The following is a 12,822-nucleotide window of genomic DNA, read 5'->3' as shown; positions in this document are numbered from 1 at the left end:
CACAGCGTCATCGCCCAGCTTCATCCTCATTTTCAGCGTGGCGGCTTCCAACGGGACCCATCGCGATCATGGCCGCCCGGTTTCTCGCTCGACGCCCGCCACATCGCGCGACAGCTTGCTCAGGCTCTCCTGTAGCACGGGCGTCGCGCCAACAACGCCCGCTGCTTCTGACTTGAAGATGACCACACCCGCGATCCATTGCGCTGATCCTTGGTCCGGCCGGCGGCCTGACGCCATCAACCCGCAAGGGGTCGGACTACGCGAAGCGTGCCGCCGCTCCGGCTTCACCTTCGCGGTGATTGCGGCCATCGGCCGAACACATCGGGCGCCTGTCAGCGGGGGAGGGTCCTCCGCTTCAAACAGGAGCCGGATCGATGTCCTTCGCCGACGCACATGCCTTCGCCTTCAGCCTCGCCGCGACTCTCATGGTCACCATCGTCATCTTTCGTGCTGGCGACGGCACTCTCTCGGTCGTCCCGGCTAACGAGTATGACGGCGACGACACAGCCATCATCGGCGAAATTGACCCATTCACCCCATGACGGGGCGGACATCGCGCTTGGCGATGCAAGAACACCGGCGGGTTTCGCCCGCGCTTTTCATGCTGTGCACTGCGCCAGGTGGTGGTGGAAGGCGCAATCACCAGAGTCATTCTCTCGGAGACACCACCATGATCATCCTCGGCATTCTCCTTTGCATCGCGGCCATCGGCATCTTGTGCTGGTTGCTCTTCACGCTTGCTATCGTCGCCCTCCCTTTGTTCGTCGGCGTCAACGCAAGTACATGGGCATTCAACACCGGTACCGGCTGGCTTGGCGCGATCCTTGTCGGCATCCTCGCAGCCGGGTTGACACTCGGCGTCGGCCAAATCCTCCTCTGCGTTATCAGGCCAATGTGGGCAAAGCTGGCGATCGCGATGGTCTTCGTCGCTCCCGCGATCGTTGCCGGATACCATGCCACTCATGGCATCGCGAAGCACATGATGCCTTCGGAAGTCTGGCAGGTCGTCTTTTCCGTCATTGGCGCGATCGCCGTCGGCGTCACGGCATATCTGCGGGTCGCGGGCATGGCCGCCGCCGACCAATCCGGTAGGGACATGGTTCGAGCTTAAACCCGCGCGAGCGAGGCGGGTGGACCAGAGCGATGAAGGCTTGGCCTCCTTGTCATCGGTGGTTGGAGCACTCGGGATGCATGCCATGGATCGAGCAACGGCCACGTGCCGGCGCGGCCCCGTCTGTGGACTTGGACATTCTTCGGTCGATGCCGCATGGCAGGCCGACCAATCGGCGGCAGGACGGCAGCGCGGCCGGTGACTGCCGCGCTGGAGGTGCGTGGGGTTCCCGGCGTTTGGAATGCGTGGACGACGCCAGTGAACTCGCAACGATCTGCTGGAGGCTCGTTGTTCGCCAACGTCGCCGTTGCCAATCTGTCCCAAGAGCGCTCCAAACGGCCTCTTCAATGGGCTGATCTGGCCGAAGGACGGCTGAAGCCTCGACCGCCTAGGCCGCAACGGCGCGTCTCTACTTTCTTCCCCTGCCGGCTCCCACCCCATGCCGCAAGGGCATGGGGACCCCGAGCACCGCCATTCCTCGCGAGACAAGAAAGTCGTTCCTGCGCCGTCCTCCGCGTTGCTCCGGTCGCAAGCGATGCGTCGTCGCTCGCCTCCGGCCAAGTGATCGCCATCGAGGCCGCATGGTGCGGGCTCGGGAACAGAAAATGGAGACTTACAATGGCTACCATCGGCACCTTCAAGAAGTCCGCCTCGAACGAGTTCACCGGTGAAATCGTCACCCTCAGCGTCCAGGCCAAGAACGTGCGCATCGTCCCAGACACACGCGCCACTGGCGAGAACGCTCCCAGCCACCGGGTGCTGGTCGGCCGCGCCGAGATCGGTGCCGCATGGTCGAAGACCTCCAACGAGGGCCGCGACTACCTGGGTCTCAAGCTCGACGATCCGAGCTTCAACGCCCCGATCTACGCCAACCTCTTCGACGACGAGGAAGGTGAGGGTTTCTCGCTCATCTGGTCCCGCCCGAACGCACGGCGGGGTGACTAAGGACCCGCGCAGGCCCCGGCCGGAAGGCCGGGGCCTTCTTCCGCGGACGTCCGGTTCGGTTCTCCCAAGCCGAGAGCGATGCCGAAACCGCATCGCCCGATGCTGATCAACCATCCTCCGCTGGCAAAATTGCTTCTATAAAATGCAGGCTCACTCTGTGAAGAGGAGGCAAGCGATGATCGAGCCGTTTGACGAAACCGCGCCGACCAGTGACGAACTCACCGAATACGATCGGGACCACGTCAAGCTCTATATGCGCCTGCTTGACGCCGCCGACGACGGTGCGGACTGGCGCGAGGTGGTCGAAATCCTCTTCGGCATTGATCTGACGAAGGAGCCACAACGCGCCCGGCGCATCCACGACAGCCATCTGGCGCGAGCGCGCTGGATGGCGCGTGCAGGCTACCGTCATCTCTTGCGTCGACCCGGCAGCTAGCACCTCAGCACCTGTGGTTCGCGGGTGATGCCGAAGCGGCATCACCCGATGCCCAGCAAGAGTCTTCCGCCAATCGCTACAACACGGAATCGTTCGGAGGCGGGGTTTACGCGTTGTTTGCGAGGAGCTCTTGGATGAGGCCGGATACGTCGCATTGGCGAGACAATGACAGTTACGACTATTTCGATACATTACCCATCGAGGGGCTCGCCTGGGAGTGTCTGCGGCGTCACGAACCCTATCAACGGCACTACCAAGCGCTCCTGACCACAAGAGCCGAAAAAGCACCGTTCCCCCCTGAGGCACAGCGGCAGTGGGGGTTACGATTTCCCGGCCAGGCCGGATTTGTCCGCCTTGGCGCAAGACGTTTTCTGGTCGCCTGACGTCGATCCAGCTGTGGTTTCTCTCGTGCCGGCGCCGGAATTTCTGTCTTCCTTGCGATCGACGCCGTTGACCGGCCCGGGCGTGCTCCACGACAGCCCGGAAGGACGTCACACTGTCCATAGTGCAGGTGTCGCCACTCAACTTTTGCTTCTGCCTGGTAGTGAGCCGCACGGTCCTTTGGCGGCGCTGATCCCCCTGGATGCAGAGACGTTGGGACGGATCGAAGCACTCGCCCGTTTCTGGCGTTCCTTGCAGGGGCGCCCCCCACCTTCGGACACGCGGATGACCCCGCAGCAGCGCCGCCGCTTTCGACTGATGATGCAGGCCGCTGACGGCCACTCGAATGGCGCGAGCTACCGCGACATTGCGATCGCGCTTTACGGGTCTAAGCGCGTCGCCGCCGATCCCTGGAAGACCTCCGCGCTGCGCGATGCGGTGATCGGCCTGGTCGAAGGCGCCACCGCCATGATCGGCGGCGGCTATTTGCAAATCCTGCGTCATCGCCGTCGATCCTAGCGGGTCTGGCCGCGCAAAGGGGGTGGAGTTTTAGCCCCCCTCAACTTCCCCATCCCTTCGAAGCCCATTCTCCGCCACCGTGGTCTCCGCCCACCGCTGAACGCCAGCGGTTGCCCAAAACCCCACGGAGGTCCGACCCATGCGACCCGATATCGCCGTTTTGCCGCCGCGCTTCCTGCGCACCAAGGAAGCCGCGGATTTCCTCAGCCTGTCCGCCCGCACGCTCGAAAAGCACCGTACCTATGGCACTGGCCCTTCCTACCGCAAGCTCGGCGGCCGTGTCGTCTATGCCGTCGACGATCTTCAGGCTTGGGCCGAACGCGGCGCTGTCACCTCAACATCCGACCCGCGTGGGTCGGTCCTGCCGGCCAAGCGTCACATGCCGACGCCGCAGACGCACGGCGGACGATACGCACGCTGATCGCGCGCGGATTCCAAATGGCGACGCGAAACCAATCCCTTTCGGAGCGCGGGCAGCTTGACCTGTTCAGGGCGCTGCCTGGCGACTTCGCCCCACGAGATGCGCAGGATCTCATGGCCTATCCGTTCTTCTCCCTCTCCAAGACCCATCGCGTCGCGCCAATCGACTTCACGGCCGGCAACGTCACGATCCGGGTCGAAGCCGTACCCGATCATGGCATGGCGACCATCTGGGACGCCGACATCCTGATCTGGGCCGCAAGCCAGATCGTCGAGGCGCGCGACGCGGGCCTTCGCACCTCGCGTCTGATGGCCGCCACGCCCTATGAGATTCTGACCTTCGTTGGCCGCGGCAAGAGCCTGCGCGACTATCAGCGCCTGAAGGCGGGGCTTGACCGGCTGCAGTCGACCACCGTCTCGACGACGATTCGTCAGCCCGCCGAAGGCCGGCGTCACCGCTTCTCATGGATCAATGAGTGGCAGGAGCGCATCGATCGCCATGGCAAACCCGCGGGGATCGAGTTGATCGTCCCCGACTGGTTCTACCAGGCAGTCCTCGATGACGCGCTCGTGCTGACGATCGATCGCGCCTATTTCGACCTCACTGGCGGGCTGGAGCGCTGGCTCTATCGGCTGGTGCGCAAGCATGGCGGACGCCAGCCCGACGGCTGGCGCTTCGACTTCCGTCACCTGCACCAGAAATCCGGCAGCCTGTCACCCCACAAGCGCTTTGCCTTCGAGCTACGCGACATCATCCGCCGCCAGCCGCTGCCCGGCTACACGCTCTTCCTCGAAGTGGAGATGGGCGGCCGGACGCTGCTCGCTTTCGAGCGGATCGGCTCCTGTGGAAAGCCTGTGGGCGGCATCGTGCTATCCGGAACCGGAACTATCGTGCCATCGGGAACCGCAGGCTCGTGCTATCAGGAACCCAAACGGGGCCTAACCCTTGGAAAGCAAAGCCGAAATCGCGCCCTTAACTTAGACTCTAACCCCGACTCTAACTCTGAAGAGCGCGCGCGCGATGTGCAGAGGCTCGTCCGGCGAGCCAGCCACGCACTCAGCGTAACCACCAACAACACCCCCCAAACGTCGACGGTTTCTGGCGGTCGCAACACGGCAACCAGCGTCTCTGACGCCCCGAATCCGCCTCTTGATCCGCGCTCGAAAGCCACCCGATGATCGCCGCACTCCGCAATCAAAAGAGCCGTGTCGGCAAGGCAACTTTGACGCTGCTTCTCGCCGGTGAATTGACCTGCAAGGGAAATCAGTTCGCGACCTTCGTGGTGCGCCCGACCACCGACATGACGACTCAGGAGCGCGCACGCATCGCCGCTTTCGAGCACGACGTCCTCGTCGCCAACACGCTGCCCGCGAGGCTCGCGCGCGCATTTCCCACCGCATCAGGAGAACCGAAATGACTGGCACCGCGGCTCCCCGCATGCGCGGCGCATTCCCGGCCACGGACCACGCTGCCGATAATCTGGTCCATGTCGAACTGACCTGGGTCGAGAAGAGGATCGAGAACTGGATACGGTTCGGCACGCCCGCCCACGAACAGATTGTTGATCGTCGCCGGCGCATCCTGTCCTATCGTCCCGGCGCGGTCTTCGCCTTCGTGCGGTGGGCCGCGAACGACTTTGGAACGATCATCTCACGCATCGATATCGTGCGTGCGGTATCACGTGGCGAAGCCTATCAGACACTGCCCTTCGTGCGGCCTGGCGGCGACATCCTTCTGAAGGTCGAGAGCTGGCCCAAGGTCGAACGCGTGCTGCAGGCGATCGACGCCATCCAGCGCCTCGACATCGAGCCTGAGTTGGTGTCGCCCGATCATTGGCGGCACATCCACAACCGGATAACCGCAGGCCACGAGCCGCGCAGCTACACACTCGACCAACATCGCGCCTTCCTGCTGCGCAAGAGGACCGAGCCGTGACGCGCGCCGGGATCATCCTCGCCAGCGTTGTCGCAACCATGGGCGTCGGCTATCCCGGCCTCACTTCGACGCCCACGAAGCTCATCTGGAATGCGTCAGCCAGCGCACCGATCGGCTTCTATACGATCGACTTTCACGGACCGTTCGAGGTCACCGATCTTGTCGCCGTCGACGCCCCCGAGCCACTCGCGGCGTTCCTCGCCGATCGCGGCTATCTGCCGAGGGGCGTGCCACTCTTGAAGCGCATCCTTGGCGTTTCCGGGCAACGAGTCTGTCGCTCGAACCTCACCATCACCGTCGACGGTATCGAGGCGGGCGCGGCGCTCGAGCGTGATCGGGCCGGCCGTGACCTGCCGGTCTGGCAGGGCTGCCGCCGCATCGCGAGCGGCGAAGTCTTCCTGATGAACTGGCAGGTCCGCGACAGTCTCGATGGACGCTACTTCGGCCTCCTCGCCACCAGCCAGATCATCGGCCGCGCCGTCCCACTGTGGACGGACGAGGGCGGCAACGGCCGCTTCGAACGGCGCGCGCCAATGCGGTGAGCGCGCGACCGGCGGCGCGTGTCGGGCCGCCAGCCCACCACCGCACAACTGAAAACAGGAGCCTGACATGCAGCAGATCGGAGAATTCACGCGCCAGAAGACTGGCTATAACGGGCGCATCCACACGCTCAGCCTCAACCTGGATATCGCCATTGTGGCGGCAGAGGCGAGCGAAACGGAGAATGCGCCTGACTACCGCATTCACGCCGGAAACGAGGACGGCCCCGAGATTGGTGCCGGCTGGAAACGCTCCAGCGAAAAGGCCGGAGACTATGTCTCGATCCAGCTCGACGACCCGACCTTCGCGCAGCCGATACGCGCGAACCTCTTTCGCAATGGCGACGACAAAACGTCCTGGTCGCTGCACTGGGCGCGCCCGCGCGACCGCAGCGGGAAGGATTGAACGATGCGCGCTCGCCGTCCGTCGACGAGCCATCGCGGTGCGCCCGGGCCGCTTCGCGCTGCCCGGCGCATGGCTCTGCTCCTCCTTTGCGGCCTGTCCGTTGCGACCGTCATGCCGGCGGCGACCTTGGCGCAGGAAACACCTCTCACACGATCGTCGCAGCGCGATCCTTTCGGCACGCAAATCAGCGAAGCCTCGCACCGCTTCGGCGTTCCGACCGCGTTGATACGCGCCATCATGCGCAAGGAGAGTGCGGGCGATGTGCGCGCCGTCTCCAGCGCGGGTGCCCGCGGCTTGATGCAGATCATGCCGGGTACATGGGATTACCTGCGCGCCCGCTGGTCGCTCGGCCGCGATCCGTTCGATCCTCGCGACAATATCATGGCAGGAACGGCGTACCTGCGCGAACTGGACGATCGCTTCGGCTCACCGGGGTTTCTGGCCGCCTACAATGCGGGACCTGCACGCTACGAAGCCTACCTTACCGGACGGCCGTTACCGGCCGAGACCCGCGCCTATGTCGCAGCACTTGCCCCCCTGATGGGTGAAAGCGAGGGTATGCGCCCTTTCGCAGTCACGTCTGTCGAGGCCATTCCGTGGAAGCACGGCTCGCTCTTCGTCGGTCAGCCGGATCGCATACAGGCTGTCGCTCTCGTGCCGGCCGAGCGACCACCAAATGACGCGAGCTCTGCACCCACCGTGCGCGATATCTCCGCCATCGTGCGCGATATCTCCGCCATCGTGCCGCTGTCCGAAGACCTCTTCGTGGCGCGAGCCGGCGACAGGATCCAGCCATGAGCGCGCATGGGCGTTTTCGCGCAACCGCATGCTCCCGCGCACCGTGGCGTGGATGGAGGCGGAAGGTGGGCAGAACAACCCGAAGATGGCGAGATAAAAGGCCGCGAGGTGCGGCGTCGGTCGGTTGTGTTGTTTCAATAGGTTATGCAGCATTTCCGCGAGGTGCGAAGGTTTCGCGCACCTCGGCGGAACACCGATTTACCTGTGATTTCCGTGTTTTGACACGATGTGCGGATCTTCGTCATGAACGGTGAGGATGGATTCCGAATCCGGCCCGGCCGCATCCGCTCATCGGGCACCCAGCGCGCCAGGCCCTTCATCGCGCAGGCGCTTGCCGCCGCCCAGAAGGCGGGCGCCCGTATCTCTCGCTCCGGCCGGATCCGTCCGGGTAATCGCTCGACCTTCGGGCGTGGCCGCTCGGCGAGCGTGCGCGCCAATCGTCTCCTCACCGGCCGCTCGCGCGCCGTGATCATCAAGACACGGCTGGTGCGACATCACGCGCGCGCCGCGCCGCTTGCCGCCCATCTCAGCTATCTGCGCCGCGAGGGCGTCACCCGTGACGGGGAGAAGGCAAGGCTGTTCGGGCCGAAAGTCGGGGAGGTGGATGACGGTGCTTTTGCCGAGCGGTGCAGCGATGGTCGGCACCACTTCCGCTTCATCGTCTCGCCGGAAGATGCCGTCGACATGGCGGATCTCAAATCCTTCGCCCGCGATCTGATGGGGCAGATGGAAAAGGACCTCGGCACAAAACTGGATTGGGCTGGCGTCGATCACTGGAACACGGACAATCCGCACCTTCACATCATCCTGCGCGGCCAGACTGATGACGGGCAGGATCTCGTGATCTCGCGCGATTACATCAAGGAGGGGATGCGCGCCCGCGCGGCCGATCTTGTTACCCAGGAGCTCGGCCCGCGCACCGATCTCGACATCCATCGCAATCTGCAGCGTCAGGTCGAGGCCGAACGCTGGACCCAGCTTGACCGGCAGCTTGTTCGCGACGGCCGCGACACAGGCGTTGTCGATCTTGGGTCCCCGGCGAACGCTCAGCCCGATGAGTTTCACGTGCTGAAGGTCGGGCGGGTGCGCAAGCTCGAAACCCTTGGCCTTGCCGAACAGGTCGGCCCGGGCCAATGGATGATCGACGACAAGGCCGAGGCGACGCTGCGCGAGCTTGGCGAGCGCGGTGACATCATCAAACGGATGCACCGCGCCCTGACAGAACAGGGCATCGAGCGCGGGTCGGCGAGTTATGTGCTCGCGGCGGAGCGCCTCGACACGCCGATCGTCGGTCGGCTGGTCGACCGCGGTCTCGATGACGAGTTGAAGGGCAGTGCCTACGCCGTGGTCGATGGCACCGACGGCCGCACCCATCACATCAAGCTGTCCGATCTCGATGCCGCCGGCGACAGCGCTCCGGGTTCGATCGTCGAACTGCGCAAGTTCCATGACGCGCAGGGACATGGGCGCGCAGCACTCGCTGTCCGTTCCGATCTCGATATTGAGCGGCAGGTTACCGCCGCCGGCGCCACCTGGCTTGACCGTCAGAATACTGCCCGCGAACCGATTGCGCTGTCGGAATCCGGTTTCGGCGCCGAGGTACGGCAGGCAATGCAGCGCCGTACCGACCACCTCGTCCAACAGGGCCTCGGTGAGCGGCACGGCCAACGCACAACCTTCACCCGCGGCCTGGTCGACACGCTGCGTCGCCGCGAACTGGAGGCGCTCGGCCAAAAGCTCTCGGCCGAAACCGGCCAGCCTTTCAACCGCGCCCGCGGCGGCGAATATGTCACCGGTTCCTACCGGCAGCGCTTCATGCTCGCGTCGGGCCGCTTCGCCATGATCGATGACGGGCTCGGGTTCCAACTGGTGCCCTGGACGCCGTCTCTCGAAAAACATCTTGGCCGCCACGTCTCTGGCGTCGCTCGCAATGACGGCGGCATCGACTGGAGCTTTGGCCGCAAGCGAAGCCTCGGTCTCTAACCCATTGTGAAGAAAGGACCGTGACTATGTCCGCCACCAAAATACTCTGGGGCCAGATCCTCGCGGTCTTGATGATCGTTCTGATCACTACCTGGAGCGCGACGCAATGGGTAGCCTGGCGCCTGGCATTCCAGCCCGAGCTCGGCAGGCCATGGTTCCGTGTCCTGGGCTTTCCGTTTTACCTTCCGCCGTCATTCTTCTGGTGGTGGTATGGCTTCGATGCCTACGCGCCGTCGATCTTCGTAGAGGGAGCCTTTATCGCGGCTTTCGGCGGTTTCGCCTGCGTCGCCGTCGCCATCGGCATGTCGGTCTGGCGGGCTCGAGAGGCCAAGAAGGTCGAGACCTACGGCTCCGCCCGCTGGGCCGACAAGCAGGAGGTCAAGGCAGCGGGCCTTCTCGGCCCCGATGGTGTGGTGCTTGGACGATATGACAGCGCCTATCTGCGCCACGATGGGCCGGAGCATGTGCTGTGCTTCGCGCCCACACGTTCGGGCAAGGGTGTCGGCCTCGTCGTCCCGTCGCTGCTGACCTGGCCGAGCTCCGCCGTCGTTCACGACATCAAGGGCGAAAACTGGCAACTCACCGCGGGTTTTCGCGCCAGGCATGGCCGGGTCCTGCTGTTTGATCCGACCAATCCGAAATCCTCTTCCTACAATCCACTGCTCGAGGTGCGTCGCGGCGAATGGGAGGTCCGCGATGTTCAGAACATCGCCGACATTCTGGTCGATCCCGAAGGCTCGCTCGAGAGGCGAAACCATTGGGAGAAGACCAGCCACGCCCTGCTGGTCGGCGCGATCTTGCATGTCCTCTACGCCGAGCCGGACAAGACGCTTGCTGGCGTGGCCGGTTTCCTCTCCGATCCGAAGCGTCCGATCGAATCGACGTTGTCCGCCATGATGAAAACGGCGCATCTGGGGGAGGCCGGTCCGCACCCGGTCATCGCCAGCGCCGCGCGGGAGCTCTTGAACAAATCAGACAACGAGCGCTCCGGCGTGCTGTCCACCGCCATGTCGTTCCTTGGCCTCTATCGTGATCCCGTCGTGGCCGAGGTCACCCGCCGCTGCGACTGGCGCATCACTGACCTCGTTGACGACAAGCATCCGACGACACTCTACCTCGTCGTGCCGCCGTCCGACATCAGCCGGACCAAGCCGCTCATTCGCCTGATCCTCAACCAGATCGGCCGCCGCTTGACTGAAGATCTGCAGGTGAGGGCGAAAGGGCACCGGCTGCTCCTGATGCTCGACGAGTTCCCGGCGCTTGGCCGCCTCGACTTCTTCGAGTCGGCGCTCGCCTTCATGGCCGGCTACGGGCTGAAAAGCTTCCTGATCGCTCAATCCCTCAATCAGATCGAGCGGGCGTATGGCGCCAACAACTCGATCCTCGACAACTGCCACGTCCGGGTAAGCTTTGCGACCAATGATGAGCGCACCGCCAAGCGGGTGTCCGACGCTCTGGGAACCGCGACCGAGATGAGGGCCATGAGGAACTATGCCGGCCACCGGCTGTCGCCGTGGCTTGGTCATCTCATGGTCTCCCGCTCCGAGACGGCTCGCCCGCTGCTCACGCCGGGTGAAGTGATGCAACTGCCGGCCACCGACGAGATCGTCATGGTCTCGGGTGCGCCGCCGATCCGCGCCAAAAAGGCGCGCTATCATGAGGATGCTCGCCTCCGGGAGCGTATCCTGCCGCCGCCGGTGCTGACGGCGGCGGCGGAGGAGGGGAGGCCCGACGACTGGACCAGACTGCCTCTGCCTTCCCGACCGCAGATTGCCGAAGCCATGTCGGCGCCGTTGGCCACGGATGACGACACAACTGATTCCGAGCGTCGTCGGCAACCCGAGCTCAGTCGCGTCGAGCAGGTCGTGAAGCCTTCGACCGAGAATGAGTTCGAGATCGATCACCTGGATGACGTGAAGGACGAGGTTGCCCGCAACCGTCGACTGACGCGCCTGATGCAAGGCGTTGCGCGGCAGGCGTCGCTCGACCCCGGCGACGGCGTGGATATGTGAGGCTCCCATGGTAAAGCCACCCCGCAAACAACGCCTGTCCGTCTATCTCGATCCGAAGGTCATGAGCAGGCTGGCCGAACATGCGGCGCGTCGAGATTTTTCACGGTCGCTCGTCGCCGAGGCGGCCATCGAGTCGTTCCTCTCACCCGATGCCGCCGAGCGACAGGAGGCGGCGATCACCAAGCGGCTCGACCAGCTCGATCGCCGCATGGCACGCCAGGAGCGCGATGTTGGAATAGCGGTGGAGACGCTCGCCGTTTTCGTCCGCTTCTGGCTGGCGACAACACCAGCGTTGCCCGAGCCCGCGGGGCAGGCTGCCCATGCCAAGGCGGGCGAGCGCTATGATGCCTTTGTCACCGCGCTCGGCCGGCGCCTGGCAAAAGGTCCAAAGCTTCGCCAGGAGATCTCCGAGGATATCGATGGCGGCCTGGACACAAACCAGCCCGGCGGGCCCGTGGGCTAAATGGACGGGAGGACTGAGATTTTGCAAGCCTCGATCAGGATTCTTGGTTGAAAATTATAGTCTGTATGCTATAAGGCAGGAGAATGAAAAACCAAAAGCCCACGGTGTGGATGGGATCCTCGAAGGGCGACCTGCGCGAGTTTCCGGTCGATGTTCGCCGGTTGATGGGTGTCGCAATCAACGACGCCCAGAATGGTGAGGAGCACCCGGCTGTCAAAGCCCTGAAAGGGTTTGGGGGCCGCAGCATCCTCGAGGTGATCGACGACTTCGACGGAGATACCTACCGGGCCGTCTATGCGGTGCGCTTTGCCGGGGTGATCTACGTGCTTCATTGCTTCCAGAAGAAGTCGAAGAAGGGCAGGGAGACACCCAAGCACGAAATCGATCTCGTGACAGTGCGATTGAAGGCGGCCGAGGCGCACTACCGCGAAAACTATGGGAAAGGAACAAAGTCATGACAGAAGACATCACCGCCGAAGTGAGCAGCGGCAACGTGTTTGCGGACCTCGGCTTTGAGAATCCCGAAGAGGAATTGCTCAAGGCTAAGCTGGCCCGCGAGATCCGCGCCATTATCAAGCGCCGGCGCCTGACCCAGGCGAAGTCGGCTGAACTGCTTGGAATGAAACAGCCCGACGTCTCCGCGATCGTCACCGGGCGCACGGGTAAGTTTTCAATAGACAGGCTGGTTCGCTGTCTGGACCGGCTCGACTACAAGGTCGACGTGGTGGTTCGCCACAAGCCTAGACGGTCAACTCGTGCTGAAGCCGCTTGATCGGACGGCTTTGCCGACGAGCGGACAATTGATCGTCCAGGTTTGGATGGGCGCCACCGCACCAGGACGGTAGGATTGAAAAGCACGGGAACACGAAGGTG

The 12,822-nt window shown here is 63.8% G+C and carries 18 protein-coding genes; all 18 read left to right on the top strand.

What is annotated here, in order from left to right:
- Positions 1 to 374 precede the first annotated feature (374 nt).
- Positions 375 to 542: a hypothetical protein gene (locus ACYG9R_RS28080; RefSeq protein ID WP_023731559.1), complete on the top strand. Its 168-nt coding sequence runs from the start codon at positions 375 to 377 to the stop codon at positions 540 to 542.
- A gap of 128 nt (positions 543 to 670) precedes the next feature.
- The gene (locus ACYG9R_RS28075; RefSeq protein ID WP_023825243.1) at positions 671 to 1,111 is read left to right on the top strand and encodes a hypothetical protein; all 441 of its coding nucleotides are present in this window, start codon (positions 671 to 673) and stop codon (positions 1,109 to 1,111) included.
- A 618-nt stretch (positions 1,112 to 1,729) separates the two neighbouring features.
- On the top strand, positions 1,730 to 2,056 hold the full coding sequence (locus ACYG9R_RS28070; protein ID WP_023731557.1) for a DUF736 domain-containing protein: 327 nt from the start codon (positions 1,730 to 1,732) through the stop codon (positions 2,054 to 2,056).
- A gap of 142 nt (positions 2,057 to 2,198) precedes the next feature.
- Positions 2,199 to 2,492 carry a DNA -binding domain-containing protein gene (locus ACYG9R_RS28065; RefSeq protein ID WP_081726974.1) on the top strand — a complete coding sequence of 98 codons (294 nt, stop codon included), beginning with the start codon at positions 2,199 to 2,201 and terminating at the stop codon, positions 2,490 to 2,492.
- A gap of 134 nt (positions 2,493 to 2,626) precedes the next feature.
- Positions 2,627 to 2,875 carry a transcriptional regulator domain-containing protein gene (locus ACYG9R_RS28060; protein ID WP_081727466.1) on the top strand — a complete coding sequence of 83 codons (249 nt, stop codon included), beginning with the start codon at positions 2,627 to 2,629 and terminating at the stop codon, positions 2,873 to 2,875.
- Entirely contained in the window at positions 2,847 to 3,392 is a 546-nt protein-coding gene (locus tag ACYG9R_RS28055) for a DUF2285 domain-containing protein (protein ID WP_348524282.1), read from the top strand. Before ACYG9R_RS28060 ends, ACYG9R_RS28055 begins: the two co-directional genes overlap by 29 nt.
- Before the next feature lie 139 nt (positions 3,393 to 3,531).
- Positions 3,532 to 3,813: a helix-turn-helix transcriptional regulator gene (locus ACYG9R_RS28050; protein WP_023825244.1), complete on the top strand. Its 282-nt coding sequence runs from the start codon at positions 3,532 to 3,534 to the stop codon at positions 3,811 to 3,813.
- Positions 3,814 to 3,830: 17 nt separating this feature from the next.
- Entirely contained in the window at positions 3,831 to 4,991 is a 1,161-nt protein-coding gene (locus ACYG9R_RS28045; RefSeq protein WP_023825245.1) for a replication initiator protein A, read from the top strand.
- On the top strand, positions 4,988 to 5,230 hold the full coding sequence (locus ACYG9R_RS28040; RefSeq protein ID WP_023685965.1) for a hypothetical protein: 243 nt from the start codon (positions 4,988 to 4,990) through the stop codon (positions 5,228 to 5,230). The genes ACYG9R_RS28045 and ACYG9R_RS28040 overlap by 4 nt, the downstream gene beginning before the upstream one ends.
- Positions 5,227 to 5,748, top strand: a complete 522-nt coding sequence (locus tag ACYG9R_RS28035; protein WP_023731552.1) for a DUF2840 domain-containing protein — start codon at positions 5,227 to 5,229, stop codon at positions 5,746 to 5,748. Before ACYG9R_RS28040 ends, ACYG9R_RS28035 begins: the two co-directional genes overlap by 4 nt.
- Positions 5,745 to 6,290 carry a S26 family signal peptidase gene (locus ACYG9R_RS28030; RefSeq protein WP_460221859.1) on the top strand — a complete coding sequence of 182 codons (546 nt, stop codon included), beginning with the start codon at positions 5,745 to 5,747 and terminating at the stop codon, positions 6,288 to 6,290. The genes ACYG9R_RS28035 and ACYG9R_RS28030 overlap by 4 nt, the downstream gene beginning before the upstream one ends.
- A 67-nt stretch (positions 6,291 to 6,357) precedes the next feature.
- Entirely contained in the window at positions 6,358 to 6,693 is a 336-nt protein-coding gene (locus ACYG9R_RS28025) for a DUF736 domain-containing protein (protein ID WP_023731550.1), read from the top strand.
- 3 nt (positions 6,694 to 6,696) lie between these two features.
- Complete coding sequence (locus tag ACYG9R_RS28020) at positions 6,697 to 7,491, top strand: lytic transglycosylase domain-containing protein (protein ID WP_031199998.1); 795 nt, start codon at positions 6,697 to 6,699, stop codon at positions 7,489 to 7,491.
- Positions 7,492 to 7,734: 243 nt separating this feature from the next.
- The gene (locus tag ACYG9R_RS28015) at positions 7,735 to 9,474 is read left to right on the top strand and encodes a relaxase/mobilization nuclease domain-containing protein (protein ID WP_023825248.1); all 1,740 of its coding nucleotides are present in this window, start codon (positions 7,735 to 7,737) and stop codon (positions 9,472 to 9,474) included.
- 26 nt (positions 9,475 to 9,500) lie between these two features.
- The gene (locus ACYG9R_RS28010) at positions 9,501 to 11,486 is read left to right on the top strand and encodes a conjugal transfer protein TraG (RefSeq protein ID WP_023825249.1); all 1,986 of its coding nucleotides are present in this window, start codon (positions 9,501 to 9,503) and stop codon (positions 11,484 to 11,486) included.
- 7 nt (positions 11,487 to 11,493) lie between these two features.
- A complete protein-coding gene (locus ACYG9R_RS28005; RefSeq protein ID WP_023825250.1) occupies positions 11,494 to 11,949 on the top strand; it encodes a ribbon-helix-helix domain-containing protein in 456 nt (151 codons plus the stop codon).
- A gap of 110 nt (positions 11,950 to 12,059) precedes the next feature.
- Entirely contained in the window at positions 12,060 to 12,407 is a 348-nt protein-coding gene (locus ACYG9R_RS28000; protein ID WP_031199999.1) for a type II toxin-antitoxin system RelE/ParE family toxin, read from the top strand.
- A complete protein-coding gene (locus ACYG9R_RS27995; RefSeq protein ID WP_023825251.1) occupies positions 12,404 to 12,721 on the top strand; it encodes a helix-turn-helix domain-containing protein in 318 nt (105 codons plus the stop codon). Before ACYG9R_RS28000 ends, ACYG9R_RS27995 begins: the two co-directional genes overlap by 4 nt.
- Positions 12,722 to 12,822 lie beyond the last annotated feature (101 nt).

The organism is Mesorhizobium sp. RSR565B (assembly GCF_054719465.1).
This window is presented reverse-complemented; position numbering and strand designations above follow the sequence as displayed.

Excerpts from the sequence above, each read along its gene's own strand:
- ACYG9R_RS28015 (WP_023825248.1), top strand. The coding sequence starts at position 7,735 with ATGAACGGTGAGGATGGATTCCGAATCCGGCCCGGCCGCATCCGCTCA.
- ACYG9R_RS28075 (WP_023825243.1), top strand. The coding sequence starts at position 671 with ATGATCATCCTCGGCATTCTCCTTTGCATCGCGGCCATCGGCATCTTG.
- ACYG9R_RS28005 (WP_023825250.1), top strand. The coding sequence starts at position 11,494 with ATGGTAAAGCCACCCCGCAAACAACGCCTGTCCGTCTATCTCGATCCG.
- ACYG9R_RS28045 (WP_023825245.1), top strand. The coding sequence starts at position 3,831 with ATGGCGACGCGAAACCAATCCCTTTCGGAGCGCGGGCAGCTTGACCTG.
- ACYG9R_RS28040 (WP_023685965.1), top strand. The coding sequence starts at position 4,988 with ATGATCGCCGCACTCCGCAATCAAAAGAGCCGTGTCGGCAAGGCAACT.
- ACYG9R_RS28020 (WP_031199998.1), top strand. The coding sequence starts at position 6,697 with ATGCGCGCTCGCCGTCCGTCGACGAGCCATCGCGGTGCGCCCGGGCCG.
- ACYG9R_RS28080 (WP_023731559.1), top strand. The coding sequence starts at position 375 with ATGTCCTTCGCCGACGCACATGCCTTCGCCTTCAGCCTCGCCGCGACT.
- ACYG9R_RS28025 (WP_023731550.1), top strand. The coding sequence starts at position 6,358 with ATGCAGCAGATCGGAGAATTCACGCGCCAGAAGACTGGCTATAACGGG.
- ACYG9R_RS28000 (WP_031199999.1), top strand. The coding sequence starts at position 12,060 with ATGGGATCCTCGAAGGGCGACCTGCGCGAGTTTCCGGTCGATGTTCGC.
- ACYG9R_RS28065 (WP_081726974.1), top strand. The coding sequence starts at position 2,199 with ATGCAGGCTCACTCTGTGAAGAGGAGGCAAGCGATGATCGAGCCGTTT.
- ACYG9R_RS28035 (WP_023731552.1), top strand. The coding sequence starts at position 5,227 with ATGACTGGCACCGCGGCTCCCCGCATGCGCGGCGCATTCCCGGCCACG.
- ACYG9R_RS28010 (WP_023825249.1), top strand. The coding sequence starts at position 9,501 with ATGTCCGCCACCAAAATACTCTGGGGCCAGATCCTCGCGGTCTTGATG.
- ACYG9R_RS27995 (WP_023825251.1), top strand. The coding sequence starts at position 12,404 with ATGACAGAAGACATCACCGCCGAAGTGAGCAGCGGCAACGTGTTTGCG.
- ACYG9R_RS28050 (WP_023825244.1), top strand. The coding sequence starts at position 3,532 with ATGCGACCCGATATCGCCGTTTTGCCGCCGCGCTTCCTGCGCACCAAG.
- ACYG9R_RS28070 (WP_023731557.1), top strand. The coding sequence starts at position 1,730 with ATGGCTACCATCGGCACCTTCAAGAAGTCCGCCTCGAACGAGTTCACC.
- ACYG9R_RS28060 (WP_081727466.1), top strand. The coding sequence starts at position 2,627 with ATGAGGCCGGATACGTCGCATTGGCGAGACAATGACAGTTACGACTAT.